The following is a 26,453-nucleotide window of genomic DNA, read 5'->3' on the forward strand; positions in this document are numbered from 1 at the left end:
CGCTTTTACCTGGCCAGTTGCATATACGAAAGCCCATGCGACCATCTTTGCAGATACGCAATTTTTGGGGGTGAGGCGCAGGCCTTGGTGATATATGGAACATCGGTCTATCTGGGTACCATTTGAATTCTTTGAGGCTGCTTATGATGCCAATATCTGCATGGCGCTCAGCAGCTTCAATTCAACCGATAAGCACTTTAAAACCAGTAAGGTTGTCTCCTACAAGCAAGATCTGCTGGTTGTCACTGGTGGTGGTTTTGGGGACTTTGGCTCTGACTACCTGAGTGCATACCGGATCATTCCAAAAGAGCTATACCACGGCGTAACAATCATGCAGCCGCCATACAAGATGATCCCTTACGACGAAGATGAAATAGATATCGGTGGGGGCGAGATCCGTACTCGCGGTGATTGCCGGGGATTTGAATTTAAAGTTAACGGGAAGCTATATGTGGTCGCAGAGTCGGTGCGACTGAGACCTCTTCTTTCGCCCTCTGTTCTCGATGTGGCAGATAGTGAAGTCAAAGCGCACTTCGGAGCCTTGTCCCAACCAGACAACTTCTACAGGGAGCAGATGTACGGATACCGAACCTACGCGGGGGTGCCTGGCGCGAGAAAAAAGGGAGGCCATAAAACCCTGTTTTACCTTCTAGGCCGGAATGGCAATCAACATCGTGAGTTCAAGTTTTTCAGTGCGGAAAGCCTGAGAGCGTCAATAAGCCAGTTGCGTGATTCAATCAATACTGGCTCGACCGAAGCAACTCCTCGTCAAGCATCGCTCTTTTAAGAAATGGGGTGGGGCCTGTCATACTTTAATCACTCTCGGCAACTACTACTGCGATCGCTGCCGCGACCTGTTAGCCATAAGGCTTGTACCGCAATCTCACTGAGGTTACGACTTGAGCATTGCTTTGTCTTGCCGATTCAATAGCCATCATCACTCTTTTTTGAAACACCCCCAATGAAGTAAATGAGCTGTCGGAACATACTTTATCGACGCTGATCAGAAGGCCTTCCAGATCCTCGCCTGCCAAGTCGTACAGCTTGGCGAACTCCAGTACTGGTAGATCGCCCACCCAAAGCACTGCTGTAACTTCTTGCCTGGCTGTGGGGGTGAGATTGATAACCTTACCGCTCATAGCCAAACAGTTCCTGCTGGCCAGCGTAACCCTTTCGGCTTTCAACCAGACTCTCGATCGCCCCCTTTATGCATTCTGCTATCTGCTCATCTGAGGGGACGCCATACCCGCTGTCATCACCAGACATTTGGCAGTTCATGTGATGCACGGCCCGGTTAACCCAAACCTGGGCGTTTACCAGCTGCTGTTCTCTGGAGCTCATGACATGGCCTCAAACAGATCCTGCTGTCTTCCGATGTTGAAAGCCCAGGCTTCGACGTTATCCCAGCTGCCCTGCCAGGCTGAATTGCCATTCGCTTCTAGCCCTCGCAAGAGCTTCAAGTTCGCTCTGTGGGTCTGTCTCTCCCCTTTGAAGTCGAAACCCACTAGCCCTGGATAAAGGCGTTCCAATAGACATAGTTCCACCCCCTCCATCGATCTTCTTGTTGAATGATGCGGCTTGAATCCAGCACTGCGTATCAACCTGCAAAACCTGGACGGTCACTGTTAAACGCTGATCGTCATAGAGATATTCAGTTGCTTCGCTTTTGCAGTAGCACCCCCACTCATTAGGCTGCGGGAAAATCATTTTCAAATTCCTTGTTCTCACTTTTCTATCACGCTAACACGGAACCTGAAGTACACAACTCCTGAGAGGTGGCGTACTGAACACCCCTTGATTGTGACGAGATGCACAAAGAATCGAAGTCATTTGTATTACATGGAAATACCCCCTTTTTGGGGGTGCCAGGAGACCATGAAAATTCAACCTCTGTGCTAGCTTCTCCCTCGGCAATTCCTGCCAATGAACTTGATATGGAGAGTCCGATGAAAAAACTAATCATCCCTGCAATTATTTCTGGGCTGCTTGCGCCAATGATGGCGATCGCTGAACCAGTGACCTATAGATTTGAATCATTTACCTCTGGACCTATCCCTGAGCTGGGCGTCGGGAGCGACGAAAAGATATTTGTATCTGTAAAGTACGACGATGAAATACAGCCAACAGTTGTTGGTGGAAATAACAAACTGTACGAGAATCACCAACAGGGTCTCGCGGTGAAAGTTGAAACCTTGGGCAGGTCTTTTCAGCCAACCACACCTTCTGGCAACTCAATTATTGGCGTTGATTGGATGCCTGGGCCAGTTGGCGATAATGTGAATGTCCACATCCATTCATTTAACGAGATGATGTTGAATGGTTTTCCATCGCATGTGTCAACCACCATTGATCTGAATGGCATAAGCCATACACCAGTTGATGGTCTGTTCGATCTCACGAGCATCAAGCTACCTCCCAACTCGAATACTTACGGGAGAATCACCATTGCTGGTAATGGAAACCTTGATATCTTTGGTATCGAGAAATGCAATGGCGACTGCGATGAAATCGTCCCTTCAAAACAAACCATCATCTTGACCGGCAAGGTCACCAACGGGGCTCCAGAGCATGGTATTCAGTTGGACGAAACCGTTGAGCTTCACTGGGTATTCGATCCAGACTATATGAAATTGGTTGCTCAGAATGGCAGCTCAAAGAATTATGTTGACGCAAATGCCAGAAGTTACATATCTGGAAAAATCGGTAACGTAGAGCTGAACCTGGCTAAATCTCCAACTCCCACTTCTTCTGATGTGTTTGTTGACTACTTTTTCGATGGCGCATCGGGTACCAGAGCTACAATGGGGTTTGGTGTAAATGGTATTGAGGCGACCGGCGACAACACCAACTATGTTACGTCAGCACATATGCACATTGACGGCACTTTGTCCGAATCAGACAACAATGGCGGCATCTTTGATCCAACGGTACTTAACAACCCACAAGGAATGCTGCATCTCAATTTCGGCCCCGGAATCTCCATCGAAATTACCGGGATTAAAGCAGCTCCCAAAAACGGTGGAACTCCTGGCGTTGTAATGCCAGAAAATACCGCTGACGTTTCAATCACTGCTGAGCTGACCCCTCCGGTGGTAATGCATGATGGCAGCGTTTCTTCCAACCTTGCTTTGTTCCTCGAGCACACAGGAACAGTACACTACTTCATGCATCAGACCGCCTTCCTGGTAACGCCGTCTGGTTTTGTAAAAACAATTCCTGTGAGTGAAAACCGGATTGGCCTCGGCCCTCACACCAGTGGTCACCTGAACGTCCCAGTAGAAATACTTGGAGGCTGGGAGTCCGGTGAGTACAAAGTAGTTTTCGGCCTGATAACTGAAAGCGGCCTCTTTGCATCAACAGAACTAACCATCCAGAAATAATTCCCTTCAACATCAGGGGTGTACGTTGTGCGCCCCTCCCTCAATTCTCTGTGTTGCATATCTTAAAGTCCGGGTTAACTTGGAATTAAAGAAAGTTAGCAAGCCCCAACAGATAGATAAGGAAATACAGTGAATACAGCCGTAAACCTCGCTTTTGATTTTGACGATCTAACGGACGACCAACCGACTTTGGTTGAAGTCACCCAAACCTCTCAGATAGATAAATGGAAGTCAGAGCTTAAAACCGAGCTCACCCAATTTGCAGAAGCGTTTGACACCTTCAAAAAAGCTGAGACCGCGCTGTATGGCTATATCAATAAATCATCGGCTCACCTCAATGAAATGAGTTGTACTGAGGAGGTCATTAATCGTTGGATTAAGAAGACCTGTTCTGAGGCATCAGCTAAAGCCAGCAACACCGGTCACCTATCTATCACTCCCGATCGCTTACCTTCTGAACTTGGTAACTACTCTTTTCCTCGTCGTGACAGGTTCTTTGCTGAAGATCCTGAGATTGGAAAGGGGAAATCATTCTTCGACGCCACCCCTGATGAACTGGCTAGTTATGCTATTCGCACTTTTGACTTCCAAGCTCTTGAGGCAGAGTTGAACAAGCTATCAGACTCAATTGAGGAGGAAGGTTTCAAGGCCTCCGCCACCAGCCTTGGGCGAGAGTTCGGCCTGGTAATCTTGCACCGGCATAACGGAACGGACATACAAATCAAGCAGCAGCGTGGTCGTTACATCCTGGAATCATCTCACTATGGAAGCTGGGTACATGATCGCGTTAACTCTTTACAAGGTGTTCGTGAAGTGGCCCAGACCTTCGAGGCGGAAACCGGCGCGACCGGCCTTGTCGATTGCCTTTTGTCCGCTATTGCTGAAGAGCGAAGCCTTAAAGATCAGTGCAATGGATTTGTAGAAAGCCGTACCAAAGTAAATGACGGTGAGCCGGTTGAAGCCGTGTTCTTTCGTGACAAGATCAAATACTTTTTCAAGCCTGATGTGTTTGAGGCCTTGGTGGGCTTCGTGCAGAGCTACGCAACCGACCCTCTGAGAACTATAGAGGTGAAGTGATGGCAACTACCGACAGCGCGAAGTTTGAGCTTGAGAACGGTGCAACCGTTGATGTATGGATTGATGAAGACGGAAACCTAAAGGTTTGTGCGTCTTCAAGCGCGACCAAGCTTTTTATTATGCCTCAATCCAATGGATCGTTTGACGTGAAAGCTGTAAGGAATATAGGGGGTAAATCGTAATGGCCTCTACGGTATCAATCAGTGTCTCTCTCGGTACCGATCCGACAGTGGCAACGATCCGGAAGTCAAACAGCTCCACCCCCATAGTGGCTGATGTCCTGGGGGTGGAGGCTGACAAGGAAGGTGTGCCTAACAAGATTTACCTTCGCTCTAAGATCCACGGTAACAAAGACAAGTCGGTTACCTACGAAGGCTGGGAGCCCTCTGGGGCAATTAGCACAATCCTGACTCGTGTAGACAAGGGGGCAGCATGATTGCCTTAAATCGTTATCAGAGTGAATCAGCGGCTAGGGTTATACACCCATTCACAGTTTCAACAGGGTCATTTGTCCGGGCCAAGTCGGTGGTGCTTGACCGGCTAGAAGAGGTCATTGTCGCGGTGGAAGATATGGATTGGGAGTCCTTTCTGAAATACGTCAACTTCCCTATCGTGTGCCTTTACCCTGATAGCAGAACCGGCCTGACCTCCCCTGACCCAGTGAATACTGCTTTCAAAATTGATGGTTACCTATCTCCGGAGCCTACAGAAACGAGGAAACAAGCCTTCGATAGAGCCAAGGCTGAATGCCTGCATAACCTGCGTAATTCTCTAAATCAGATCCGTGTGTATCAGCGGCATTAACGGTTTTGCACTCTCCGAACATTTTCTCCACTTGCCAGTCGATCATTAACGAGGACACTTAAACCCATGGCCGCGATTTCCCAAATGGTCCACCAGCCAAATGTCATTACCAAGAACTTGGCATTCAACTGTGTTGGGGACTCAAAAAAGGTTCGCCTCAGTAGCAACTTTCTTCAGGTGATGGGGTTTAAGCCTGGGCAGCGCGTTAAGGCGATCCCAGATGGGAGTATGAAAGGTTTCAGCGTAATTCACGCTGAGGACGGCCCTCAACAGGTTTACAGCCGATCGTACCGGCGTGGCCGATCTAACAGCCCCCTTGAGGCTGTAATGGAGTTTGGCGGCAAAGCTTTAATCCAGGGGGCCTTCCCTGCTTACACCCAGTGATTTCACGTCGATATGAGACCAGGCAGGGTCAGATTCACCCCCATGGCTAATCGTGTACATGCGATCCATAGCAAGCTGCGCAAATCATCCCCTTTCAATGCCTTTGTTGGACTTACTGGGGGTGTCGATATCCACTGTCTGGAATCGCTTGGTTGGACACCTCAAATCGTCCTGGAGCACCGGCCCCAAGAGGCCAGGGATTTGGCGATGGGCCGAAACCTTACAGAGGTGAATGCACTTAACACACTGGTTAATGGATCTCCGCGCATACTGATCAATGAGGATATATATCACTTTGAAATTGATCGGCTGGAACAATTGCTGGCGGACGCCCCGCCTATCACGTTATGCCATTTCTCACTTGGATGTGATGACCACTCAACAGCAAAATCTCAACGCGCCAAAGAACAAAGCTTTGATGATCTCAGCACGATGTATGACATGGTTTACCCGGTGCTCAAACAAATTGAGCATATCGGCCCAGCAGCTGTTGTCGTTGAAAACGTAAAGCAGTTTGCTTCTTCAGGAGCTGGCAAGATACTGACCACAACTCTCAGACGGCTTGGTTATCACCTGACTGAAGTTACACGCAATGCCCTCGATGCTGGTGGCCTTCAAGGACGTGAAAGGTACTACCTGATTGCGTCGATATATCCAGGCTTCCAGGCTCCCACCCCCTCAGATCGGAATGTGCTGCCTCTCCATGACCTGATTATTGACCACCTGCCAGAATGTCGAGACGTAACAAACACAAAGAGCATCATTGGCCGTCCAGCTAAGGGCCGGGCCATGCCTCCGTACATTACCGTCAATAGCACACACTGCCCTACGATTTTAAAAAGTCAGGATCGCGGTATTTCAGACGCGGTGTATGTGGAGCACGAAGGTAGAATCTACAAGCCAAGTCTTGGCCTGCTAAAAGCGTTGATGTCTATTCCTGGAGAGTTCAATGTTGACTGGATGGCTAAAGAGCAAGCTACTGAAACCTTGGGACAGAGTATCGACTACAGGCTTCACCACAGCGTCATGGCCGCATTAACCCAGCACCTGGAAGCCAACCTTGGCAAGAGGACAATTATTGAACTGAGCAAGAATGCGTCTTAGCGTATAATGGACGCCTGGACTTAATAGGCCGGGACACAGGGAAAAGCATGAAAGCAGTAACACCATACATATTGGGCGCAATCGTAGCATTTGGAGGTTACCAAGTGGTGGCGACTGCTATGTATACATACGAACTTGCTGAGTTCCACGGGGTTGACTGGAGCCTCAAAACTCATGGAATAGCAATGAACGTGCATTCTTCGTTTGGTGGTTTGACCGATATAGCCGATCTTGAAGCCGTAGCTCCCAAATCGGGCGGTGGCCCTGTTTCAGAATGGTGCCAAGGAATAACATCGATGAGAGGCCATGTTACCATGAGCTTTGTCGGGGATCTGAGCGTTTGCTGTTGGACCGCTAATGATACTCAGCGGATGGTACCCTTCAAAGAAGAGGATGGGAAACGACACTATATGTGTGGCAAGTGGCCACATATTGATCATGTCTATACAACTAGCGTATCGAGTTAATGTCGATTGTGAAACACTGATACTCACTTATCAAAACCAGCGAGGTTATCCATGGAAGATACATTACAACCGAAAAACGGTCGATTTTTAAAAGAGAGCTATTACTACACTTTTACCATCACGATGATGGGCGGCATGTTTGTTCTGCTCGAACACTTCTTCCCGATGACTAACAACGAGCCGTTAGGATCTTACCCTTTTGCATTTATTGCTTTCCTCCTGCTGCTAACTAATTACTCTTCAGATCAAATTGTTGAAAACGGTTTGAAGCGTCAGATTCTAATGGGAGCAAATATTGCTTTCATTGCCTTTTTAATTCATTTCATTGTGTCTGGTTTGACGGCCCTAATTGGACTTGCCACTTTTGAAAAATATAATTTGAAAGATGCTAGCTCAACCTTTTCTGGACTGTTCTTAGCTACGACTTTTCTTTGTATTGTTTTTAATTGGGTAGCGGATTCGCGCTTTGGTATTGCTGTTAAAGCTAAATGGCAATACATCTCCGAACTAAAGTGGCTGAATTATATTCTGGCTTCAATTGTTCTTGGGGGTGGTTTATTTATTGGGGTATATGCTTACCTCTTGAGGAACTGAAGAAAAAATAACTGCTCTCCTGTCTTAGAGTTTTTCTAAAAAAACGAAGGTTGCATATATCACTTTCCGGGTTAACGTCTTTGTAAATCACGAATTTTTGTGGACAAGACATGACTTGGAGAAATCTTGCAAGGACGATTGAATCTAAAGGGACAACCGTTTCTAAGGCTGTATCGCGGGCCGATCTTCACCGCAGACGCCAAGAGACCCAATCGCAATACTTTACCCCAGAGTGGGTAGCGAAAGGCATCTGGCAGTCTTTCACCCCCATCATTGAGAGCTGTAAGCAAGCCGGGGTTTCCTGGTTTTCTGTCTTTGATAACGCCATCGGCTCCGGTCGCCTGTTAGAAGGTTCCCCCATAGCCGAGCTGGAAATGTACGGTCTGGACACAGACACACGATGCATCGACGCACTTTGTCAGGATGCCGCGCAGGCCGAGCTCAACTACCAGTTTGAACATGGAGGGATGGAAGACCTAACAGCGAGCGGCTTTCATTTCGCGGTTATTAATCCGCCCTTTTCGATCCATCTGGAAAGTCCCAACCTGACCCCGTACAGCTGCAATAGCTTTGGTCGTTTCGGGCAGTCCACTTCAGCCATCAGCCACGAATATGCACTGGAACAGGCCTTAGATGCCGCAGTAGTCACCGCTGCTGTGCTGCCTGTTTCCATGGATGGTTACTGCCGGGCCAAGCGTGAGCTCAAAGCTGTTGTCTACCTACCTCAAGACACGTTTATAGCTGAGGGGGCGAACGTCTCTACCGCCATTTACTTCTTTCTTCCGGGGAAGACTGACCAGATCCATGAGGTGTATCTATCAAAAGGTGAGGACTGGCCCGCCCTCGCGCTTAATCCTGGGTTCATTATGCATAAAACCCAGCCTCGCTTTCGCCTGGCGGGGGTGGATCAGACGGAGCCGGTTATCACCCTACCGGTGACTGGTAACCCACGGGTTGAACTCCACCACCACAACCGCCGAATTGTCGTTAAGTACCATTGCGGTTTGGTGCAAGCGAAAGTTGCTAACGGACTTCTTCGGGATACAGCCGTTGGTACCCGCCTTCCTAAGAGCGTGAAGCACCAGGGAGACGGCCAGTTCCTTCTGGATGTTCTGTTGCTACAGGACAACCCCGAGGAGCAGCTGGAGGCCTTGGCCGATCGCATCAATGGATTTGGGGGTGATGCGTGGATCTCCCCTACTTTGAGCGGCTACTACAAAAAGCTGATCAAGCGCCACCAGCGGGCCGTCACCCCCATGTATCGGATGGTGAAGACCAAGGGCCCAGGCCAGGTGCAGATTAAAGCCAAGCAAAGAACCCTGCTTGAACCCGGCAACTTCAACAGCCCCAGCGTTGGGAAAGGCCAGATCATTAATGCCACCCCCGCAGGGGGCGAATACACCATTGAGCATAATGGCCACACGGTAACTCTCCGTCGAGATGAAGTACTTGTCCGGTTTGAGCTAATTGGGGGCGGCGATATCGCTGCCAACGATGGCCAGTGGGAGCAGAAATATCCGGGGCTTAATCACCACTTCCCAGAGGTCGCCCACCAGCACCGGCAGCGGATTTGTAAGGCTGGTATTGATTGGTTGGCACCCTTCCAAGCTGACAGCCTGACAGAAGCTCTAGTCTCACCTGCCGGTTTTGTCGGGGCCTGGGAACAGGGCAGTGGCAAAGCTCGGTATGCCTTGGCCTTGGCTATGATGCACGATGGCCGGAATATGATCGCGGTTGAATCAGGGTTGATGCCTGAAATGCTTTTGGAGATCCAGAAGCTGGGGCTCTCGCCTTCATTGTGGAAAGTCCTCGGCAATGGAGACACCCCCACGGCCAAGATTAACCTGGTGTCGTATGCCACCCTGCGCCAGGGCACCCGTATTGCCTTCAAGAAGACGGTCAAGCGCGGTACCGAAGAGCGGGAAGAAACCAAGATTAAAATCGTCCGCACTAACGCCCAGCGCTGGAGACGCCAGATCAGCACATTGATTTGTGACGAGGGCGGACTGTTGGCCAACCTCAACACCCAGCAGACCCAGGCGGTCAAAACCCTGAGTGCGCGAAAGCTCATTGTGCTGGACGGTACACCTCAGAGAAATTATCCCCGCGATTTGCTCCCACTGGCCGTGGCCAGCGCCGGTAATGGTGTCGCTCACCAGCCTTACGGCGTCCGCGGAAAAGTCCTTGTAGAACAAAGACTGTTGGCCAGCGCCAACGATACGCAGCGGGGAGAAGATGCTTTCTACGATAACCATGTGGTAACCCAGTGGGTGACAAACGAGTTCAGGGAAGAAATGCAGTCTGGTGGTAAGCGCGAGGTACCCAAGATAAATAATCTTGGTCTATTCCGGGGGTGGTTGGCTCCCAATATCCAGCGCAGGTTACGCTGCGAGCCGGAATTGGCCATATTCAAGAACTGCCCGGACCCGGAGCGCGACAGTTTCACCGTGCAATGGGATAAGGAACATTTGGCCCACTACCTCAAAACCGCCACCGAGTTCGCCCACTGGTACAAGAATGCCCATGCTGACACCAGCAGAGCCCTCAACCTGGTGAGTGTGCTTGCCCGGATCGGTGCCGTGCAGCGAGCGGCCAACTCTCCTCATGTGGAAAGTAAGTCTTCCATGGGGTTGCACACCCCCATCACCAGTAAGCAGCGGTTTGCTATCGAGCGCGTTAAGCATTGGATCGCTGACGGTCGTAAGGTAATCCTCTACGCAGAGTCGCCGGAGGTACTTAAGCGCCTGCACCATGAGCTCGCAGGTCAAGGGATAGACTCGGTGTTGTTCACCGGGCAACAGGACATCCAGAAGCGAGCTAAGGCCCTTAATGACGAGTTTCGCTACGGCTCCGCCCCTGTCCTGCTTTCGTCCTGGGTTGGCCAACGAGGCCTGAATTTGGAGCAAGCTGGGGCCGTAATCTTCTATGAGCGGTCCTGGTCAGCAACTGTTGAGGAACAGGCCATCTACCGGACGCAGCGCCCAAGCCAGACCTTAAAGGTTGTCGTCGAGTACCTGCATCTGGCGGGCAGCATCGATGTCTATTGCGCCCAGCTGGTGGAGTGGAAGCAAAAAGCCGCTGACGCCGGGCTCGACTTTGGCGATCAGTGCGGCGAGGAAGAAGAGTTCTTGCATCTGGATACCCTGTTACACCGCTTCTGTGATGAGGTGCTGAATATGAGCGTTCATGACGCAAAAGAAGTCTTGGTCGCCTAAACGAATCAATGCGCAGAGAAACTACCGAAAAGGGTGTGAATGCAGAGCGTAGGTAACCTCGTAGTAGGATAAAATATTTTTCAAAGTTTTTATTGGGATTCGCTTATGAAGTTTGAAGAGGTAAAGAATAAGTTGAGGGAAAACCCTGGATCAACTTATTCAGCATTTTTATACGAAAAAGATAACCATTTTCTTTCGCGGTATTTAGCTGCGGCTGATGAAGATGATTTGGATTACAATACACTACGAAGGTGGTCAGTTGTTTTCAACGTGTGGAGAAGAAGAGGTCTACGGCCCTGGGGAATATCCCAAAGATATTGAATCGTTGACGTTTCTTGAAGATGCAAAGCCGTTCTGTTTTATGGGCGATACAAGTGAGTATCTTGCCTTCAAGTATTTCGATGGATTGATTAATCCAGATAAGCTTGTATCCAGCGTAGATAAGGAACAGTTTTCCTCTGAGCTAAATATTCTTGTTAAGGAGTTAAACAACCAGCCTTGATTGACATAATACAAGGCCCAAGACTGGGCCTTGTTAATTGTGGATATTCCCATCAATCATATTCATAGACGGGTCCATGACAAGCATACGGGAATGCTCAGCTGCCAGGCCGTTAGGAGTGGTTAACTTGCCACCCGCTGAAGAGTCGGAATTTCTCTGTGCAATGTGAACGATGAAACCGGCAATCAGAATTAATACAGTAAGTGTCATGGCTGGATCTCCTTTTAAGTCTTACCTTTATTGTAAGAGGAGATTCAAAAGCGCAAATTTTTAAGGGTTTTCGTACCCTTTTCAACTACCGTTACCGGTCAAGTTTCCAGATCCAGAGAACATTGTGTAACCCTTATCTTGCTCCCTTTTCAGAAGCTCTCGCGTTTCTTTGGGGGTGAATTTTCGTCCTGTTTCTGCATCTGCAATTAGCCCTTCCAACAACCGATCGCTTTTCGATAATGCGTCAGCAATATTGATTCCAATATGGAAAGTTCCCTTCCCTTTCAAATCTATTAACCTCTTTAGTGAAGCCGTGTATACAATCGGCATTTAATATCTGCATACCTTACAATTGCTTCCTCAAGACCATGAGCCTTCAGCATTCCAGCAATGATCATCGCAATGGCTGGGTGGATGTCGTAGTAGCTGTCATCGAACTGCCTGACTTCCATGTAGAGCAGAAAAACCTCTTCTGCGTATCGTTCATGATCATCACCCACGGCCTGCGTGTTTCCAGACTCAATGGTCCAGGCTTTCAATGCCTGTTCTATAAATCCCTCGGGATCAGATATGTACTTGCTGTTGCACATCATCTGCGCTACCTGGGTAGTCCTTGCCACACTACTTGGGCAGTGGTAATTGATCTTCAATGAAGTTTTCCCTGAGTATCCTAAACTGCCGGTTTCAACAGTGACCGGCTATCACTAAAAATGCTAACCCGTATTCTTTACTATGCAACAGTCGGGAACCCCAAAATTTAATGACAGAACATCACCAGCAACAACCAACACAAAACAGCACCCACAGAACTTTTCCATCTGGCCAGTCTTATACAACTCAGCCTTATGATTAACAGCCAAGCTATGGCAAAATTGAAAGTTTGAGGATTAGGAGGTCGTCTTTCTTGCTGTCCCGTTTTCTCGTGATACGGTGAATGGCAAGAAATCTTCGGAGTGATTGAATCATGGGACTTAAAAAGTCGAGCTCACAATGGTTCGTAATTATTGTGTTCTTGGTAATTGGAGGTGGTTTTTCATCGCTTTTCACATACCTGATATTCTTAGACTTAGTAAGAGACACACCTAGAGAGGAACACTCCTATCTTGTTCATTTTTTCCGGCCAGGAAGTTCAGAGGAATTTCGATTCGAGCGATTAGATATTCTCTCTAAGAGTTCTCTTTTTATTGCGGGGCATGGTACATGGGCAGGTGAAGGCAAAGAAACATTCATAAGAGATGATTCTGGAGAAACAAGAAAATATTTGTCTCCAGAAGAAATTGCTGAAATTATTATTAATAATATTGAGATCCGAAATCTTCCTTCAAACATCCCAATTTATTTAATGGCTTGTAATTCTGGTAGAGGCTCCAACTCGTTTGCCATGAGGCTAAGCCAGTTAATCCCTAATAACATATCTGCACCAACAGGTTGGCTTGCAGTGTATCCGTGGGGAAGCTCCGGCACAGGAAGTAGTAAGTTAAAGGCGCTTACCAATACAGGGCATTTAAACTTTAAATCGTTCGAGGGCGGAAAGGAGGTTATCCACCAAGGATGACCTCCAAATAGTCAAAATCTATAGCTTTATTGAATTATAGATAACCAGTCATTAGGCCTGTTTAATACGCCACCTGGTTCATTCTCGATGTACTGAACCAAGATGTCCGCATCTATGTGGCCGGTGTCAGTCACATTCGCCGCCCCCTCAAACTGGTATAGATCTCCCCCACCGGCAAGATAGCTGGTGGTTACCAAGTTGTACTGGGATGAAAAATCCAATGGCTGATAGATGCCATCGAGTCCCTTGATTAGAACATCTTGAACACTGGGGGTGGTTGGATCTGTGAGGTTAATGGTATAGCGAATGTTAGCCACATATGGGAAGGCTACCCCACTGATCTGGTACGCATTAGAAACATTCGTGCTCAGCGTATTCAACAATGACTCACCGGTTACAGACATGGAAACCAACGACGAGCTAAACGGCAGTACGGTATATGCGGAGCCAACTGTAATTTCTCCAGAGAGATCAGCTCTGACCCCACCAGCATTCATTACGGAAACGTAGGGCTGGCCGGATGTTTGTTGCATCTTGTTGGCCATCGACTGAGCGACGTGTGGAGCTACCATACTCCCGCTCTCAATGGTCCCTGCGTCTGGATGTCCATCTCCTGGGAGGCGCACATGGTACAGCGGCTCTCCAGTTACACCGATCACCGTAGAAGCGAAGGCCTCAACCTCAAGCTTCGCTTGGTCAAGCATGGCCTGAGCTGTCAGGTCTTTTTGTACAATCTCGATGTTGGCGTTTGCGGAGATATATTCAGCAATGACCTGCTGTGTATCATAATCAACAGGCTGTGGCGGAGTGCCCTGGGCAAAAACTTCTCCAACCAAGAACACATTCTGGCCGTTACAAGATTCTACTTTCCCATCGCCACTGAATTCGACATCAGTAACACCGATTGTGCGCGAGTATTCCCCGGAGTGCATGATGCAAACAGGATCGCCCTTTGGTCCGGTTTCCATTATCGGGCTAGGAAACTCGTTACCTAAACCGATATTGGAGTGATCGCCCAGCAGCTCGGGTGAGTGGCCACCGATGATCACGTCAATGCCTGGTACTGATTGAGCAAGCAGTCTGTCCTCCTCGAGTCCCAGATGGGTTAGAAAAACGATCTTGTTGACACCATATTGTCTGAGCGCTTTCACAGCTTTGCGAGCGGCCCTTTTGGCTTTAATGAATCTGGTGTTGTCGCTTGGTGATGAGATTATCTCGGTGTGCTCGGTAGTCAGACCAACAATTGCTATAGGCTGGTCCTTGAGCATTTTAATGGTTAATGGCAGGTAGGCACCTTGCAGCGCGTCATCACCCTTTACCTTTGTGTTGGCAGAGATCAATGGAAACTCAACAGAAGCCGCGAACTCTGCCAGCTTTTCATTTCCAAGATCGAATTCATGATTTCCGATTGCCATGGCATCAAATTCAAAGAGATTCATGAAGTCCGCGTTGAGCCGCCCTTTGAACAGGGAAAAAAACAAGGTACCTGAAAAGGCGTCTCCAGCATGCAGTAGCAGAAAATCCTTATCCTCTCCTGCGGCATCAAGCCGAAGCTGATCAATTTTTGTCTTCAGCCGAGGAAAACCACCGACTTGAGCATAAGTGAGTGTAGGCGCACCATCAGCGCCTGGTAGCCCAAGCTTTTGAAATTCTTCGTCGAAGTGTGAGTGTGTGTCGTTGATATGAGCAATCTTGAGAGACAATGGCTCATTGAGGTTGCAACCGGCCAGAAGAGTTAATGCAGCTGTGGCCAATCCAATTCTTTTAAATCTCATCACGTTTCCTTACCTATCTGGTTAAATACATTGGCGCTCAAAATCGCCATTCCAAAGCAAAAGGGATTTAGTCTTCTCTCTTGCGAGGGGCGATTTTACTTCGGGGGTGCTGTTTTCATCCCTTGGAATACGCACCGTTAAGGGGCTATATGGCCGTGAGGCAAAAAAAAGGAGCAAATAGCTCCTATTGTGTGATGAAGGTTCCAGATGAATGTACCACTGGAAAATTTACTCTGATGAAAAGTCAGTAATGAACCAGATTGCAGAGATTTGGTGAATCTGGTTTTCACTCGATGACGGTTGGCCTAAATCTTTTCTCCAGGGCATCCGTTATGGCAAACCAAAAAATCATCCATAGCATGAAAAGAACCGGCATGATTTGCGCAAATTCTGCAATTACTTTAGATTCATCCTTGTTTCCGAATAGCCGATCCAGCCCTCTTGCTGTGGGGCCATAGATGTTTTTGATGTACCATCCAACCCAAGCTTTACTGTGCAGCTCGCCCAGCCTGTCTGTAACAGTTTTGTCGTAAGTGGTTTCTGCAAAAACTTCCTGATATTGCTTTAAGGCCTCTTCTTTCTCCCCTCGATTGTATAGATCGTTGGCAATCAAATACCGAGCATACTGGCTGTTGGTATGCGACAGATAATTTTTTGCATAACCGATGCCATCCTCAAACTGTGACAGGACGGCTTGATAGTATGGAAGCTCATCCTCTTCCTTTAAGGCTAACAAGATATCCTTGGCCTGTGCCTTCTCCCCCTTGTCAAACAGGTGGTCAGCAATGATCGCCCGGTACATTGCAAGCACCCCTTCTCTTTGCTGGATCTGATATTCATGATCGTAGCTTGATACCTTACGGTATTGTGACGATGCGAAATTAGCTATCTCACCGGTATCTGTGGTGGTTTCCCATGCTATAGGGAATTGATGCTTATCAGCACTTCGCCATCCAATAAACGCATGCCCTGGAGAGTACATCACCCCCACCCCCTGCACACCCAAGTTTTCAGCAATAGCAAGGTACAGGTATGATCTGAGGTCGCAGTCTATCTCTCCATCCGCCAGACCATCAGCAAAGGTATTCCCGCCGTATATGTATCGCTTCCCGATATAGAGCCCTACCCTCTTCAGAAGTGATATCAACTCGTGCATGGTCGGCTGCTCGGGGACGTTGAGATCTGCGAAATCCTCAATCGTCCGATCCAAGATGGCGGTAGCCAGCTCCCCTCTCTCATGAGAGACAAGCCCGAACTCTACTTCTAATTCGATGATCTCGTGGGCCGTTGACTGGTACTGAGCGGTATAACCTGGGGGTGGCAGGACACCCAGCCTCGACTCAAGGGGGCGCTTGTGCTTCTCGCTCCAGGAATGCAGGTCAATCCCCGCCTGGATAAGTCCCATCAGTACCATGAAGGCGATCGTCCCTGTAAATAGCCTTGTTCTGATATGCTGCATTGGTTTCCTCATATTATTTTTGTAGCTGTACAAGTATACAGTAATGATCTTCCTTTCCAAAAACCACTGTTTAGTAGACATGATTATTTGAAAGTACATTTAATGACCTTGGTAGGAATCCAATAATTTGATGAAAAGGCAGGCTCCTGTATCCGATACCCTCTATTGACATTGATTTCTGGTTATATATATTTGGTGAGCAGGGCAAATCAGTGTCCTTCCTTGCCGAGTGGAAAAGCCTCTGATGAACATCTCAAAATCATCGTCTGTCCAGCAGCCGGTGGTGTGATCGGCACATATCACCATTTCTGTCAGTGCTGCGCAGGAGAGATCCGATGACCACCTTCCGTTTACCTGAAAACTGCCTTTCTCTTTTTAAAGACTTATCTAACAGCACAATCGATAATCTTTATGGATTAACCCCTAAATTAAGGGGTGCAAAACTATATAATGCTTTTAGTCGTCCTCTTGGTCACAAAGACTTTAATGCATTACAAGCGGACTCAAAAACTTATGGTTTGGGGGAATTTAACCCTCACGAGCTTGTTGATGCGCTTAAGTCTAAAACCTCTGGTGTGCATGTACATTTGGGTTATGAATGGGACCAAACCGTTAAGGCTTTGGATATGGCATGCTCTCTTATTCTTATCGATTATCCTGAACTGTCATCGCTTGATGATCACAAGCCATTACGAGTGTCTCTCTTGGCAGAAGAGTTAGGAATTACTGATGAGGAATTAGAACTGTTGAGCTGGGAGCCGACCGCCAACATGTCGGAAGATGGTTTGATTTACAATTACATCATTACATTTGGTGAAGATTGTCCACAAGAAATCCTTTCAAAGATACGAGGCATAAACGCTTATCGTGAAGTTAGTGTTAGCGCTAATGCCTTTGATGAACCAGATTACGATGAGCATGAAGTAAAACAAATTGGTGAGGCAGAGTTCTTTCAAAAGGTTGCCGGTGAAAGAATGACAATTGCGGAAGCCAAAAATCAGGTTGAAACATTTATTGATGAAGGCGCTTATCTTGAAGCAGAATCACAACTCGATATTTATATCGCTGAATCAGGATTACTGTTTGAAGAAGCTCCAGTTATCACCGACTATTCCTATTTCATGGGGGCGGATCTAATGTACCTTACGCTTAAAGGTACAATGGCTGGAAGTGTAGACCCTGATTCAGACAGAATGAGAACCCACCATTCGGTAACCCCTCGTATTGAGCTGCACGTTCATGTGGAGGTGCCTGAAGACAACTCTGAAGATCTCCACCTGTATTGGGGGGCTCCATTCTAGTATTCTTTCTGCCAATTGGGGGTAGGCTTACCTTATTTTTAAGCATCATCCATTAGCAGCTTATGACAGGAATTTCATTCCATTTAGAAAGGTAACTCTTGGAAAGAAATTCCTGTTTCATCGAAAATCTCGAAGCCCCAGATTGTCGAGCTAGCATTACGGTATCACGTCCATATATGCGGTTAATCTTGTCTACCACTGGCATGAGGCTTTTATTGGTCTCCCCTTCCCTGTTGAGCAGATCCATTTGCCAGAACTCACGGGGCCGTATATCCACCAGCTCCACCCCGGCTTTTATGTACCGGCCACCCGGTCGATAAAGGCGCTTTGCGATGGCGACTGCTTCCCTAGCGATCCGACGCGAATCATCACTTCCACCTGGTAAGTTCACAGAGCTGGCTTCAGAGAGTCCGGCTCTTTGGTGTTGGCCCGCCATCAGCCATACAGATACCCTGCCCGCTAAGCTGTCTTGCGATCTAAGCTTCTCTGCGGCCCGAGAGGCGAAGGTCGAAACCGACTCAAGAACATCCTCAAGTTGATAGAGCTTCGTGCCGAAGGAACGGCTACAGATAATCTGCTGCTTGTTCGGTGGGTTGAGCTCCATTGGTATGCAAGGCTCCCCATTGAGCTCCCGTATGGTTCTGGCCAGCGGGAGGCCTCCGATTTTTCGTGCCAGTGATTTATCCAGCAATGCAAGGTCATGAGCACTCACCACCCCCATGCTTGTGAGTGTTGCATTCAGCCTGCGGCCTACCCCCCATACCTCGGCCACCGGTACTCGCCTGGCCAGCCATTCCCATTGGTGGGGGTGGGTAAGCACAGCAACACCATCAATCTTGGGGATCTTCTTCGTGGCGTACTGGCCCAGTTTGGCAATGGTTTTGGTCGGGGCGATGGACACACCACAAGGAATACGTTGTTCATTCCAAACGGTTTGCCGAAGCGATCGGCCCAGCGGTTTCAGATCCTCAGCAGGGATGCCGGACAGGTCACAGAAGCCCTCATCGATGCTGTAAATCTCGACGCTGGGGGTGTGATCTTGCAAAGTCTTCATGATCCGACTGCTGATGTTATCGTACAGCGCATAGTTGGAACTGAAGGTGTGGACCCCGGCCCTCTGGATCAGCTGTCGCTGCTTGAAGAACGGCTCAAATTTTTTCACCCCCGCTGCTTTGGCTTGGTCGTTGAGCGCGACCACACACCCGTCGTTGTTACTGAGAACACAGATTGCTTGTCCTCGGATGTCCGGGCGAAAAACTGCCTCGCAGCTGGCATAGAACGATCGTTGGTCACACAGGGCGTACATCACGGCTCCAGATAGTGGACAGCGTGAGTAACTACCCCTTCTATTACCACGTCCATATCCTCCGGTACCGGGATCGGAGGATAGTCGGGGTTGCTGGAGCGGAAACAACGGTTGTTGGTGTCGAGTATCTTGCAGGCCAGGTGCCCATCCAGTGAAACCACCACAACACAACCATTTCGGCGTTTGGCTGCCCGGTTGATTATCAACAAGTCCCCGTCATAGATCCCCTCCCCTATGAGTGAGTCACCATTTGCGCGGGCAAAGTAGGTTGCGGCGGGGCTGGTTACCAGGTGCTCGTTAAGGTCCAGGTCTTGCTCAGAGTAATCCTCGGCGGGGCTGGGGAAGCCACACTCAAGCTTGGTGACTCGCATAGGCAGAGGCAGCGGCTCTGCTGGAAGTGATATTGGAATGGGTGTTATATTCATGCGGCACTGTATATAAATACAGTAATTGTATTGTTATGACGGAACAATTCAACAAAAAGCCGATCTGCAAGAGAAAATCTCGGCCTAAAAAGCATGTAAGTCTTTGATATATAGTGAAAATATTTATTGCCTAAGGAGGGCGCTCTCAATACAAGAGATATTCTTGATGAAGTACTATATACTTTCGTAGTGAAGTAATAAGTACTTGGTTGGGTTTTGGAGGTCTTATGTCTGCAAATACAATTGAATCGGTTATTGAGTCCAGGGTATTTGGGTCTTCCCGCCCTGCCACTGGCGATGCCGTTGAAATCACAGTAGTGAGGTCGGCACCGACCAAATTGCTAACTTCAATAGAAATAGCCCGCCTTGTTCATAAGGGGATGGATGGCGCTTACCTTCAAAGGCTTTGTGAAAGAATCCCGCGCAAAATACTTGCTGACACCTTGGGTGCAGAAGCGTCGAACTTTTCCAAGTTCTATAAGCGAACGCTTTCAAAAGTCCAAACTGATGAGATAAATGATCTGACACTGGTTTGGTCTGAACTCTGCGATTTTTTTGACGACGATGATGAGCTTATCGATGAGTGGTTGAAAACCCCGGCCCCTGCTTTATCTGGTGCTGAGCCGATCGAACTGTTGAGTACCATTGTCGGTCGCCAGACCCTCCGGAAGAGCTTGGACGCAATGCGATATGGAGAGTTCGCTTGATACTATTCAAGATCATACACAAGGATTTTGTGAGCGGATGGGCCGACTACCAAAAAACGGGCTCATTCCGAAATGGTGCGCGGTGGAACTCCCCCGGCACCCCTGTCATGTACCTCTCCTCCAATATTCAAAATGCCATGCTTGAGATTGCCAATTACTCGATCAGCCCGAGGATGGCCAATAAGCTTTTCCGCATGGCGGTCTTTGAGTTTGCATCGCTACGATTGTACGAAATGTCCCCAGAGGATTTACCGGTTACATGGAATGCAGACGAGCATGGAACTGACACTCAAGAAATTGGGGATAAGCTACTGAGCTCTGATAGTTATGATGGCTTCATGGCACCATCAGCAGCCATTAACAATGACATAGTTAGGCACCCCTTAAATGATGTGAGGAGGTCTGCATATGGCAATGTCATCGTGAATATTGAAAAGTACGGACAAGACAAAGCCGAACTAATTGATAGCTATAGCCCTATATTTTCTCAACGTATGTTTTCAGGAACGGAACAATGAAAACAGGTCGTTAGTGATCTTTATTTGCACTTTGTAAAAGCTGTGTGACTATCAGATGGACCCTTTCTAGCCGAAAGGAAACTCTACTAATGAAAAGGAAATCATATGAAGTATTTTACATTGTTGGCAGTATTGCTTTCAGCGTTCGTATCCGCCGACGAGATCCGTGTAGCATCATGGAACATCTATTGGCTTGGGAGTTCGGGCCACAACGATCGAACCGCGAGTGACTATCAGAAGCTTACTCAATATGCCTCCTCGCTCGACGCTGATGTAATCGCTTTGCAGGAAGTTGAAGATGCTACCTGGGCTCGGAAGGTGTTTGGTGAAGGCTACAACTACTATTTCACCAACCGCCGACCAGGCTCCAAAGGCCTTCAGCGTGTAGGATTTGCTGTACGCAAGGGAATCAGCGTTCCAGATCATCAAGACTACGAACAGCTTGGCCTGGATGGTTCCGTTCGGTTTGGGAAAGATATTACCATCAGCACAGGTGGTGGTGAGCTCCGCCTTTTGGGGGTACACCTCAAATCGGGCTGTTTTTCTGCGAGCTTGGATTCCAGTAAAAAGGCCTGCAAGAAACTAAAGAGGCAGGTGCCCGAGCTGGAGGAATGGATTGATGATCGTGCTGAAGAAGGCACCCCTTATGTCATCCTTGGGGACTTTAATCGTCGCCTGAATCTCGACATTGCCGGTAACAAAGGCGTTTGGGAAGCTATTGATGATAGCCACCCAACTGAGTTCGCAGATCTTTCAAATTTGGCCGAGGATAAAATTTCAAGCTGCTGGGGTGGTAAGTATCCTCAGTACATTGATCACATCGTTGTAGATCCAAGGGCCAAGGATATGTATGTTTCAAACTCTTTCGGGGCTCTTAACTTCAGCGGGCAGTTCGATAAGATGATATCTGATCACTGTCCTATCTACGCCACATTTACCTTTTAAAAGTTTCTGGGTTCGGACGAGGGGAAAGGCTCCTTTTTCACCTCATGATTTATGGATCAAAGGAGAGCACATGAGCAGAAAGATTTGGACAGCTATTTTTCGTGCGATATCTACCTGCAACGGCCCCACTGATTTTGTTTTTCACTTGGGATATCAGGGGTTGGAGATGCCTCGCCCCCTTCGTAGGCTGTTGGCAAAATCGTCTTTTCACCAGGCGTGGCTAAGCGGCTTCTATGGGGGTGGAATTTGTAAGGTACTTGAGCGGTATGAAGAGCCCACCTGGTTCGATTCAGAATACGAGACAACCGGTGGGACCATTGAAACTGCCGGATATAAAGCGGGCATTGGTGGGCTGCCTGATACAGAGAATCCACACCCCCCAGGTGACTGGAGAAGCGATATCTGGCGAGAAGGGTGGCGCAGAGGACTTGGTGATCTGAGTAGTGAAGGCCATATACCCCCAGATGCTATGAAGGAGTATTACAGCTAGCCTGGGCGTTCTGGCTGTTTAGATTATTATCGAGTACACTTAGGGTTCAATCTCTATATTTAGAGAAAGAAGCCCAGCTGAGGCCAAACAGCAAATCAATGTGCCCTTGTGGCATCCTACCTACCGGAGGGTTCTGAGCCCTTCGGCCTGGACTCCTCCACGAATCTTGAGGAGTTCTCATGAATCAACAAGCTATTTATCGTTCCGTTTGGGATGAAGACACTATCGAAACATCTTGTGAAATCACTCCCACAGGCGAAATCGTTAATGTCGTGGTTGTTGAAGCCCCCGATGTTGAGCATTTAATTTCTGAAGAGGTTGAGCTGCTTTTTTCTGGGAAAACGTATGACATCGAATATGACGATGATAATGCGCCTGTAATCGCCAATATAGATAACTTTATTCGTTATCCGGCCTTAAAGGTTGATTCGGGCCATCCTGAGCCTTGTGTAATCTACCTCAATACCTTCGGTATTGAAGTGACCTTAACCGGAGATGGAGGGGGTTCTATTACCTCGAAGTTGAAGGAGGGCCACCCACAATATGATGCAGCGATTGATGGCATAGAGTCTATGATTCTTGCCCATGCGATCGCAGGCATCGATGTCAATTCACCACTCTATTTGGGAGGTATTGAGACAGCTGTGCAGGGGGCGGCAAATCAGTCGGATGACATTCAGCCTAAACCTGTCGGGTGTAATCCTATTGTCACCTTGGTAGAAATCACTGCAAACGGTTCAGATGTAGGTTTATATCTTAACCGAAAACAGATTATTACTGCCGATCCTTCAATAGGGGAAGATACAGCTTTAGTTAAATCGATGGCCTCTGCCCTAGCAGAAAGTTTCAATGTTGCTCTCGTAGAAACTGTATGCGCCCCTTATGAGGATTGGATCTGGGAAGAGGTAGAGGATATTGTCATCAACCCCTACGTTCCAGAAGTTGACACGAGTAAGATTTCTGTCAGTGAGGAGCATCCAGATTATCAGAAGGAAAATTCTACAATGAGTTGTTTAGATAACGACACGTTTATTAGTGTTGCTATCAACTTAAAGCGCGAATTAGGGAAATGCCAAAATATTGGTGTAACTGCCAAAAATATTATGGCAAACATCTCTTCTAACCCCTATGTAGATTCCATTCATATTGAAATTGGGACATCAGAAACATCTAAAGACTGATACCATTTTCTTTCCTATATCAATTTAACCCAAATGGGGGCCTATCCCCGTTTTGGGGGGTGGTCTCCTTCTTTTTATCAAGGAGAATATAATGACCACATCAAACAAACCTGTAGTAACCGGTTGCAGCAGTATTGCTCAGTCTTTAATGGCGAATTCAATTCTGTCTGGTGTTATTGATGATCTCGTCGGTACTACAGACTTTACCGTCGAAATCGGCATTAAACCAACTATGCCGAGCCCAATGGTTAGCCCTAAAGAATTGGTTTACGGGAAAAACATTACATCAAGTTTGGGGGATCTCCCCTGTAACTGGATTCAGGTCGAACGCTTAGATCGATATGGAGTGTATTACAGGTTTATCGCCTTATTCGGCGACAGACACTGGGTTACTTGTGATCGGTCAGGCCATCAAGTCCTTCGAGTTTTTTCCGAACCATTTTAAACCCTTGAGGGAAGCAAATATGTCTAAAGTAAGGTTTGTACCACCTGAGCATGCAGATATTCTTCGTGAATATTTGTGTGATTCAAGATCTGTAGTCTTAGTTATGCCTCATGCGAAACCTGCTATTGAAATGCTTGGTGTAGATGATGGTGATGATTCCGACTACGTTAACGACGATGCAGATGTTTGGGATGATATTGTTGAACATGAAAACCACGCATTTTCACTTTCGTTGATTGAAGATAATAAAATTTAACCCAGACGGGGGCTTATCCCCTGTTGGGGTTAGGCCTTCTCCAAATAGGCTTAGGAGGCCAGTTATGAAATTCAAAAAATCAGAATCTCTGTATATCGCTCTCACAGCAGAGTTAATGGACAAGCTGACTGATGCATATGATGTGTTTACCCGGTGTGACCTTCATGATGAAGTTATCTTAGACGCTTCGTGCTTTGATGATGATGACATCAGAAAGCTTTCAAGGCTGCTCGGCTTTGATGCGTCTGAAGCGGCTAACCATTACATTATCGCTTACATTGGCCAGCCAGAAGATGAGATTGAATCCGATGATTGCTTGTCAAAAGATTATGTTCAACGTGGTGGTTGCACTTGTTTGATCTGTAAAGATGACAGCATCGAGGGCGGAAGCATTCAAACCGACTCAGGTATAGCCTGGCAGAAGGTTTGGTGTAATAGCTGCGGAAGTGAGTGGACAGATAATTACAAACTGGCCAGTACTTCGGACCTCAGCATGAATGTTCCATTTCATCTTGGCCAAGAAGTGCAATGGGCAGATCCAGACGCTGATAGTTCTAGCGGTGTTTACACCGTTAAGAGTATTGAGGCAGAGGATGTAGTGATTATTGTCAACGAATCTGGATCTGAGTCAGAAGTTCCGGTGAGTGAGCTTAAAGCAGTTGATCTAGTCGTTCATACTCAAGAAAGTGCTAATCCAGGAAACGAACTTCAAGAGAAGAAATACTTACCGGTCATTGTCGAATCCTTCATGCAGGATCTGACTGAGGCTGGGACAGTTTTTTCCGGTGAGACAAAGCCAGTTGATATTAAGCTCGCAGCGTTAACCCGTCTTGAGTACATGGAGACAGTATTGGTTCCGGTTGAGTTTGGCGGTCAGCAGCTTGAAGAGCTCGTAGATCGAACCTATGACGCAGTTGACGGCGGTGATTACTGGGATGATCCTGATTATTGGGAACGCGGAACATGTAGTCACCATATCAGCGATAGTCCAACAGCAGCGTAAAGTTGTCGTTCAAATAGGTTATTCATAAACCCTGTGGGGTATTCCCCTGTCGGGGGATACTCCAAAACATTTTGGAGAAATTATGGAAAAGCTAATCAGCATTAACGGTATGAAATTTACCGTTTCGTGCGACAAAGAATATGATGCTAATAATCAGCCTGTCATCGAGATTTTTGAAGAAAACGGGTGCCCGGCTGGAGTAATTAGTGTCTGTATACCAAGTCACTCATTTGAGGAAAACGAAACTGCACTTTGTGGTGACGTGCCCCAAGATGAGGTCGTTAAAGAGCTAGAGAGACAAGGCATAGCTAACGGTACTGGGAAAATCGCGCACAGCGGTTATGGAACATACCCTGTTATCAAAGTTACCGCCGAGGCGCTTTCAGCCTAAACGTACTTTGCCACCCCCTATATGGGGGTGGACTCTTTTAAAGCCAGTTTATCAATAGCCCTACAGGGGCTATCGATAAGAAGGTTTTGTTCTCTTCGGAGAGCGAAAAGTGAGATAGCTGGTCTCCCAAAATAGTCAGCATACTTTTAACCCTTCCGGGGAGCACTCCCTGGTAGGGGGTGCTATCCCCTTCAATTCAGGAGATACACCATGTCTTTATCAAATTACACCCAAGAGAAACAAACTGCGCTTTTTGAGTCTACAGGTGCATTCTTTGCTTTTAGCAATGAGCAGCTTGCAGAAAAGAAAAAGGAAGGCGTTACATATGTATCCTTAGGTGCTGGTCTTATCGCACCAAAAGATAATGCCAAAGCTTTAATCGAAGGCTTAGAGAAAATCACAGCTGAAGGTATAAAGCAGGATTTGGAAGAAAACGGAAAGGAAAAGATCATTGATCGAGAACTTGCCAATTACGAATGTTATTACACTGGTGATCCGAGCGACTGTATTGAAGCTCTTGAACCGTATGGTATTACTCGTGAAGAAGTTCTAGCTCGACTCTAACCTTGTAAGTTTTAATCCTAAATCCATTAACCCTTGGGGGCCAGTACCCTAAGGGGCTGAGCTCCCTCTACTTTGTAAGGAGTTCTATATGACCACTTCAGTTAATTTCGAGGAATTGGCGCAAGCCATTCTTGCTGAAAACCGTCAACGTCATGCTGATCGCATGAAGGAGCTATATAAGACCACTCTTCCGTTCGAGGAAGATTTTTTCAATAGAGTGCTGGCGGAGATGTCTGATGCCGCGTTCCAAGGAACTGGTCTTTCGTATGAACTGTACGTGAACAAGCTCTCAAGTGCCGTCACTTCACTCTCACTGGGTCACCCCCAGTGGGGGGTGATTTTATCCATTTTCTTCGTTCATAGTGAAAGCAGTGGCTTTCCCATCATCTGAAAAA

The 26,453-nt window shown here is 47.6% G+C and carries 31 protein-coding genes; 23 read left to right on the forward strand and 8 right to left on the reverse strand.

The genetic code is table 11. From position 1 onward, the window contains the following. Window positions 1-94 precede the first annotated feature (94 nt). Complete coding sequence (locus ACGHZ6_RS24705; RefSeq protein WP_390619380.1) at window positions 95-787, forward strand: hypothetical protein; 693 nt, start codon at window positions 95-97, stop codon at window positions 785-787. 70 nt (window positions 788-857) lie between these two features. Here ACGHZ6_RS24705 and ACGHZ6_RS24710 read toward each other — a convergent pair whose 3' ends face one another. Further along, window positions 858-1,139, reverse strand: a complete 282-nt coding sequence (locus tag ACGHZ6_RS24710; protein WP_390619381.1) for a hypothetical protein — start codon at window positions 1,137-1,139, stop codon at window positions 858-860. Then, window positions 1,129-1,341 carry a hypothetical protein gene (locus ACGHZ6_RS24715; RefSeq protein ID WP_390619383.1) on the reverse strand — a complete coding sequence of 71 codons (213 nt, stop codon included), beginning with the start codon at window positions 1,339-1,341 and terminating at the stop codon, window positions 1,129-1,131. Before ACGHZ6_RS24715 ends, ACGHZ6_RS24710 begins: the two co-directional genes overlap by 11 nt. Window positions 1,342-1,946: 605 nt before the next feature. Here ACGHZ6_RS24715 and ACGHZ6_RS24720 point away from each other — a divergent pair. The 10 genes from ACGHZ6_RS24720 (at window position 1,947) to ACGHZ6_RS24765 (ending at window position 11,527) form a co-directional block, all read left to right on the forward strand. Next, entirely contained in the window at window positions 1,947-3,380 is a 1,434-nt protein-coding gene (locus ACGHZ6_RS24720) for a hypothetical protein (protein ID WP_390619384.1), read from the forward strand. Between the two features lie 129 nt (window positions 3,381-3,509). After that, a complete protein-coding gene (locus tag ACGHZ6_RS24725; protein ID WP_390619385.1) occupies window positions 3,510-4,457 on the forward strand; it encodes a hypothetical protein in 948 nt (315 codons plus the stop codon). After that, entirely contained in the window at window positions 4,457-4,639 is a 183-nt protein-coding gene (locus ACGHZ6_RS24730) for a hypothetical protein (RefSeq protein ID WP_390619387.1), read from the forward strand. The genes ACGHZ6_RS24725 and ACGHZ6_RS24730 overlap by 1 nt, the downstream gene beginning before the upstream one ends. Continuing rightward, on the forward strand, window positions 4,639-4,893 hold the full coding sequence (locus ACGHZ6_RS24735; protein WP_390619388.1) for a hypothetical protein: 255 nt from the start codon (window positions 4,639-4,641) through the stop codon (window positions 4,891-4,893). The genes ACGHZ6_RS24730 and ACGHZ6_RS24735 overlap by 1 nt, the downstream gene beginning before the upstream one ends. Then, a complete protein-coding gene (locus ACGHZ6_RS24740; RefSeq protein ID WP_390619389.1) occupies window positions 4,890-5,261 on the forward strand; it encodes a hypothetical protein in 372 nt (123 codons plus the stop codon). Before ACGHZ6_RS24735 ends, ACGHZ6_RS24740 begins: the two co-directional genes overlap by 4 nt. Before the next feature lie 426 nt (window positions 5,262-5,687). Next, window positions 5,688-6,749 (forward strand): DNA cytosine methyltransferase, encoded by a 1,062-nt coding sequence (locus ACGHZ6_RS24745; RefSeq protein WP_390619390.1) that lies wholly within the window; start codon window positions 5,688-5,690, stop codon window positions 6,747-6,749. Window positions 6,750-6,796: 47 nt separating this feature from the next. Further along, entirely contained in the window at window positions 6,797-7,216 is a 420-nt protein-coding gene (locus ACGHZ6_RS24750) for a hypothetical protein (RefSeq protein WP_390619391.1), read from the forward strand. Between the two features lie 51 nt (window positions 7,217-7,267). Continuing rightward, window positions 7,268-7,810 (forward strand): hypothetical protein, encoded by a 543-nt coding sequence (locus ACGHZ6_RS24755; protein ID WP_390619392.1) that lies wholly within the window; start codon window positions 7,268-7,270, stop codon window positions 7,808-7,810. A gap of 110 nt (window positions 7,811-7,920) precedes the next feature. Next, window positions 7,921-11,025: a helicase-related protein gene (locus tag ACGHZ6_RS24760; protein ID WP_390619393.1), complete on the forward strand. Its 3,105-nt coding sequence runs from the start codon at window positions 7,921-7,923 to the stop codon at window positions 11,023-11,025. Window positions 11,026-11,242: 217 nt separating this feature from the next. Further along, the gene (locus ACGHZ6_RS24765) at window positions 11,243-11,527 is read left to right on the forward strand and encodes a hypothetical protein (protein WP_390619394.1); all 285 of its coding nucleotides are present in this window, start codon (window positions 11,243-11,245) and stop codon (window positions 11,525-11,527) included. Between the two features lie 33 nt (window positions 11,528-11,560). Here the strand turns inward: ACGHZ6_RS24765 and ACGHZ6_RS24770 are convergent, their stop codons facing one another. Further along, window positions 11,561-11,737 (reverse strand): hypothetical protein, encoded by a 177-nt coding sequence (locus ACGHZ6_RS24770; RefSeq protein ID WP_390619395.1) that lies wholly within the window; start codon window positions 11,735-11,737, stop codon window positions 11,561-11,563. A gap of 302 nt (window positions 11,738-12,039) precedes the next feature. Continuing rightward, window positions 12,040-12,387, reverse strand: coding sequence for a hypothetical protein (locus tag ACGHZ6_RS24775; protein WP_390619396.1), 348 nt, complete (start codon window positions 12,385-12,387; stop codon window positions 12,040-12,042). A 314-nt stretch (window positions 12,388-12,701) separates the two neighbouring features. Between ACGHZ6_RS24775 and ACGHZ6_RS24780 the strand changes: the two genes are divergently transcribed. Beyond that, a complete protein-coding gene (locus ACGHZ6_RS24780) occupies window positions 12,702-13,292 on the forward strand; it encodes a hypothetical protein (protein WP_390619397.1) in 591 nt (196 codons plus the stop codon). Window positions 13,293-13,318: 26 nt separating this feature from the next. Here the strand turns inward: ACGHZ6_RS24780 and ACGHZ6_RS24785 are convergent, their stop codons facing one another. Together ACGHZ6_RS24785 and ACGHZ6_RS24790 are read right to left on the reverse strand one after the other, a co-directional pair. Next, the gene (locus ACGHZ6_RS24785; RefSeq protein ID WP_390619398.1) at window positions 13,319-15,067 is read right to left on the reverse strand and encodes a bifunctional metallophosphatase/5'-nucleotidase; all 1,749 of its coding nucleotides are present in this window, start codon (window positions 15,065-15,067) and stop codon (window positions 13,319-13,321) included. A gap of 286 nt (window positions 15,068-15,353) precedes the next feature. Then, the gene (locus tag ACGHZ6_RS24790; RefSeq protein WP_390619399.1) at window positions 15,354-16,625 is read right to left on the reverse strand and encodes a hypothetical protein; all 1,272 of its coding nucleotides are present in this window, start codon (window positions 16,623-16,625) and stop codon (window positions 15,354-15,356) included. 236 nt (window positions 16,626-16,861) lie between these two features. On the opposite strand from ACGHZ6_RS24790, the gene ACGHZ6_RS24795 reads away from it, so the two are divergent. After that, a complete protein-coding gene (locus ACGHZ6_RS24795) occupies window positions 16,862-17,827 on the forward strand; it encodes a hypothetical protein (protein WP_390619400.1) in 966 nt (321 codons plus the stop codon). Between the two features lie 52 nt (window positions 17,828-17,879). On the opposite strand, the gene ACGHZ6_RS24800 is transcribed toward ACGHZ6_RS24795, so the two are convergent. Both ACGHZ6_RS24800 and ACGHZ6_RS24805 read right to left on the reverse strand, forming a co-directional pair. Then, a complete protein-coding gene (locus ACGHZ6_RS24800; protein WP_390619401.1) occupies window positions 17,880-19,133 on the reverse strand; it encodes a Y-family DNA polymerase in 1,254 nt (417 codons plus the stop codon). Further along, window positions 19,133-19,558 carry a LexA family protein gene (locus ACGHZ6_RS24805; RefSeq protein ID WP_390619402.1) on the reverse strand — a complete coding sequence of 142 codons (426 nt, stop codon included), beginning with the start codon at window positions 19,556-19,558 and terminating at the stop codon, window positions 19,133-19,135. The genes ACGHZ6_RS24800 and ACGHZ6_RS24805 overlap by 1 nt, the downstream gene beginning before the upstream one ends. A 227-nt stretch (window positions 19,559-19,785) precedes the next feature. On the opposite strand from ACGHZ6_RS24805, the gene ACGHZ6_RS24810 reads away from it, so the two are divergent. From ACGHZ6_RS24810 to ACGHZ6_RS24855, 10 genes are all read left to right on the forward strand, one after another. Beyond that, complete coding sequence (locus tag ACGHZ6_RS24810) at window positions 19,786-20,265, forward strand: antitoxin Xre/MbcA/ParS toxin-binding domain-containing protein (RefSeq protein WP_390619403.1); 480 nt, start codon at window positions 19,786-19,788, stop codon at window positions 20,263-20,265. 29 nt (window positions 20,266-20,294) lie between these two features. Then, window positions 20,295-20,783 (forward strand): RES family NAD+ phosphorylase, encoded by a 489-nt coding sequence (locus ACGHZ6_RS24815; RefSeq protein ID WP_390619404.1) that lies wholly within the window; start codon window positions 20,295-20,297, stop codon window positions 20,781-20,783. A gap of 105 nt (window positions 20,784-20,888) precedes the next feature. Then, a complete protein-coding gene (locus ACGHZ6_RS24820; protein WP_390619405.1) occupies window positions 20,889-21,728 on the forward strand; it encodes an endonuclease/exonuclease/phosphatase family protein in 840 nt (279 codons plus the stop codon). Between the two features lie 669 nt (window positions 21,729-22,397). Next, entirely contained in the window at window positions 22,398-23,399 is a 1,002-nt protein-coding gene (locus tag ACGHZ6_RS24825) for a hypothetical protein (RefSeq protein ID WP_390619406.1), read from the forward strand. A gap of 91 nt (window positions 23,400-23,490) precedes the next feature. Continuing rightward, a complete protein-coding gene (locus ACGHZ6_RS24830; protein ID WP_390619407.1) occupies window positions 23,491-23,844 on the forward strand; it encodes a hypothetical protein in 354 nt (117 codons plus the stop codon). Window positions 23,845-23,863: 19 nt separating this feature from the next. Continuing rightward, entirely contained in the window at window positions 23,864-24,100 is a 237-nt protein-coding gene (locus ACGHZ6_RS24835) for a hypothetical protein (protein WP_390619408.1), read from the forward strand. Between the two features lie 64 nt (window positions 24,101-24,164). After that, on the forward strand, window positions 24,165-25,103 hold the full coding sequence (locus ACGHZ6_RS24840; protein WP_390619409.1) for a hypothetical protein: 939 nt from the start codon (window positions 24,165-24,167) through the stop codon (window positions 25,101-25,103). 82 nt (window positions 25,104-25,185) lie between these two features. Next, window positions 25,186-25,494 (forward strand): DUF4313 domain-containing protein, encoded by a 309-nt coding sequence (locus tag ACGHZ6_RS24845; RefSeq protein WP_390619410.1) that lies wholly within the window; start codon window positions 25,186-25,188, stop codon window positions 25,492-25,494. 210 nt (window positions 25,495-25,704) lie between these two features. Continuing rightward, complete coding sequence (locus tag ACGHZ6_RS24850) at window positions 25,705-26,058, forward strand: hypothetical protein (RefSeq protein WP_390619411.1); 354 nt, start codon at window positions 25,705-25,707, stop codon at window positions 26,056-26,058. Between the two features lie 88 nt (window positions 26,059-26,146). Further along, window positions 26,147-26,449: a hypothetical protein gene (locus ACGHZ6_RS24855; RefSeq protein WP_390619412.1), complete on the forward strand. Its 303-nt coding sequence runs from the start codon at window positions 26,147-26,149 to the stop codon at window positions 26,447-26,449. The last annotated feature ends 4 nt before the right edge of the window (window positions 26,450-26,453 follow it).

Origin of the sequence: Maricurvus nonylphenolicus, assembly GCF_042854845.1 — a bacterium.
GTDB lineage: Bacteria > Pseudomonadota > Gammaproteobacteria > Pseudomonadales > Cellvibrionaceae > Maricurvus > Maricurvus nonylphenolicus.

Bases quoted from the DNA above. Each gene is read 5' to 3' on its own strand.
- ACGHZ6_RS24705 (WP_390619380.1), top strand. From the start codon at position 95: ATGGAACATCGGTCTATCTGGGTACCATTTGAATTCTTTGAGGCTGCT.
- ACGHZ6_RS24710 (WP_390619381.1), bottom strand. From the start codon at position 1,139: ATGAGCGGTAAGGTTATCAATCTCACCCCCACAGCCAGGCAAGAAGTT.
- ACGHZ6_RS24715 (WP_390619383.1), bottom strand. From the start codon at position 1,341: ATGAGCTCCAGAGAACAGCAGCTGGTAAACGCCCAGGTTTGGGTTAAC.
- ACGHZ6_RS24720 (WP_390619384.1), top strand. From the start codon at position 1,947: ATGAAAAAACTAATCATCCCTGCAATTATTTCTGGGCTGCTTGCGCCA.
- ACGHZ6_RS24730 (WP_390619387.1), top strand. From the start codon at position 4,457: ATGGCAACTACCGACAGCGCGAAGTTTGAGCTTGAGAACGGTGCAACC.
- ACGHZ6_RS24735 (WP_390619388.1), top strand. From the start codon at position 4,639: ATGGCCTCTACGGTATCAATCAGTGTCTCTCTCGGTACCGATCCGACA.
- ACGHZ6_RS24740 (WP_390619389.1), top strand. From the start codon at position 4,890: ATGATTGCCTTAAATCGTTATCAGAGTGAATCAGCGGCTAGGGTTATA.
- ACGHZ6_RS24745 (WP_390619390.1), top strand. From the start codon at position 5,688: ATGGCTAATCGTGTACATGCGATCCATAGCAAGCTGCGCAAATCATCC.
- ACGHZ6_RS24750 (WP_390619391.1), top strand. From the start codon at position 6,797: ATGAAAGCAGTAACACCATACATATTGGGCGCAATCGTAGCATTTGGA.
- ACGHZ6_RS24755 (WP_390619392.1), top strand. From the start codon at position 7,268: ATGGAAGATACATTACAACCGAAAAACGGTCGATTTTTAAAAGAGAGC.
- ACGHZ6_RS24760 (WP_390619393.1), top strand. From the start codon at position 7,921: ATGACTTGGAGAAATCTTGCAAGGACGATTGAATCTAAAGGGACAACC.
- ACGHZ6_RS24765 (WP_390619394.1), top strand. From the start codon at position 11,243: ATGAAGATGATTTGGATTACAATACACTACGAAGGTGGTCAGTTGTTT.
- ACGHZ6_RS24770 (WP_390619395.1), bottom strand. From the start codon at position 11,737: ATGACACTTACTGTATTAATTCTGATTGCCGGTTTCATCGTTCACATT.
- ACGHZ6_RS24780 (WP_390619397.1), top strand. From the start codon at position 12,702: ATGGGACTTAAAAAGTCGAGCTCACAATGGTTCGTAATTATTGTGTTC.
- ACGHZ6_RS24785 (WP_390619398.1), bottom strand. From the start codon at position 15,067: ATGAGATTTAAAAGAATTGGATTGGCCACAGCTGCATTAACTCTTCTG.
- ACGHZ6_RS24790 (WP_390619399.1), bottom strand. From the start codon at position 16,625: ATGTACTTTCAAATAATCATGTCTACTAAACAGTGGTTTTTGGAAAGG.
- ACGHZ6_RS24795 (WP_390619400.1), top strand. From the start codon at position 16,862: ATGACCACCTTCCGTTTACCTGAAAACTGCCTTTCTCTTTTTAAAGAC.
- ACGHZ6_RS24800 (WP_390619401.1), bottom strand. From the start codon at position 19,133: ATGTACGCCCTGTGTGACCAACGATCGTTCTATGCCAGCTGCGAGGCA.
- ACGHZ6_RS24805 (WP_390619402.1), bottom strand. From the start codon at position 19,558: ATGAATATAACACCCATTCCAATATCACTTCCAGCAGAGCCGCTGCCT.
- ACGHZ6_RS24810 (WP_390619403.1), top strand. From the start codon at position 19,786: ATGTCTGCAAATACAATTGAATCGGTTATTGAGTCCAGGGTATTTGGG.
- ACGHZ6_RS24820 (WP_390619405.1), top strand. From the start codon at position 20,889: ATGAAGTATTTTACATTGTTGGCAGTATTGCTTTCAGCGTTCGTATCC.
- ACGHZ6_RS24825 (WP_390619406.1), top strand. From the start codon at position 22,398: ATGAATCAACAAGCTATTTATCGTTCCGTTTGGGATGAAGACACTATC.
- ACGHZ6_RS24830 (WP_390619407.1), top strand. From the start codon at position 23,491: ATGACCACATCAAACAAACCTGTAGTAACCGGTTGCAGCAGTATTGCT.
- ACGHZ6_RS24835 (WP_390619408.1), top strand. From the start codon at position 23,864: ATGTCTAAAGTAAGGTTTGTACCACCTGAGCATGCAGATATTCTTCGT.
- ACGHZ6_RS24840 (WP_390619409.1), top strand. From the start codon at position 24,165: ATGAAATTCAAAAAATCAGAATCTCTGTATATCGCTCTCACAGCAGAG.
- ACGHZ6_RS24845 (WP_390619410.1), top strand. From the start codon at position 25,186: ATGGAAAAGCTAATCAGCATTAACGGTATGAAATTTACCGTTTCGTGC.
- ACGHZ6_RS24850 (WP_390619411.1), top strand. From the start codon at position 25,705: ATGTCTTTATCAAATTACACCCAAGAGAAACAAACTGCGCTTTTTGAG.
- ACGHZ6_RS24855 (WP_390619412.1), top strand. From the start codon at position 26,147: ATGACCACTTCAGTTAATTTCGAGGAATTGGCGCAAGCCATTCTTGCT.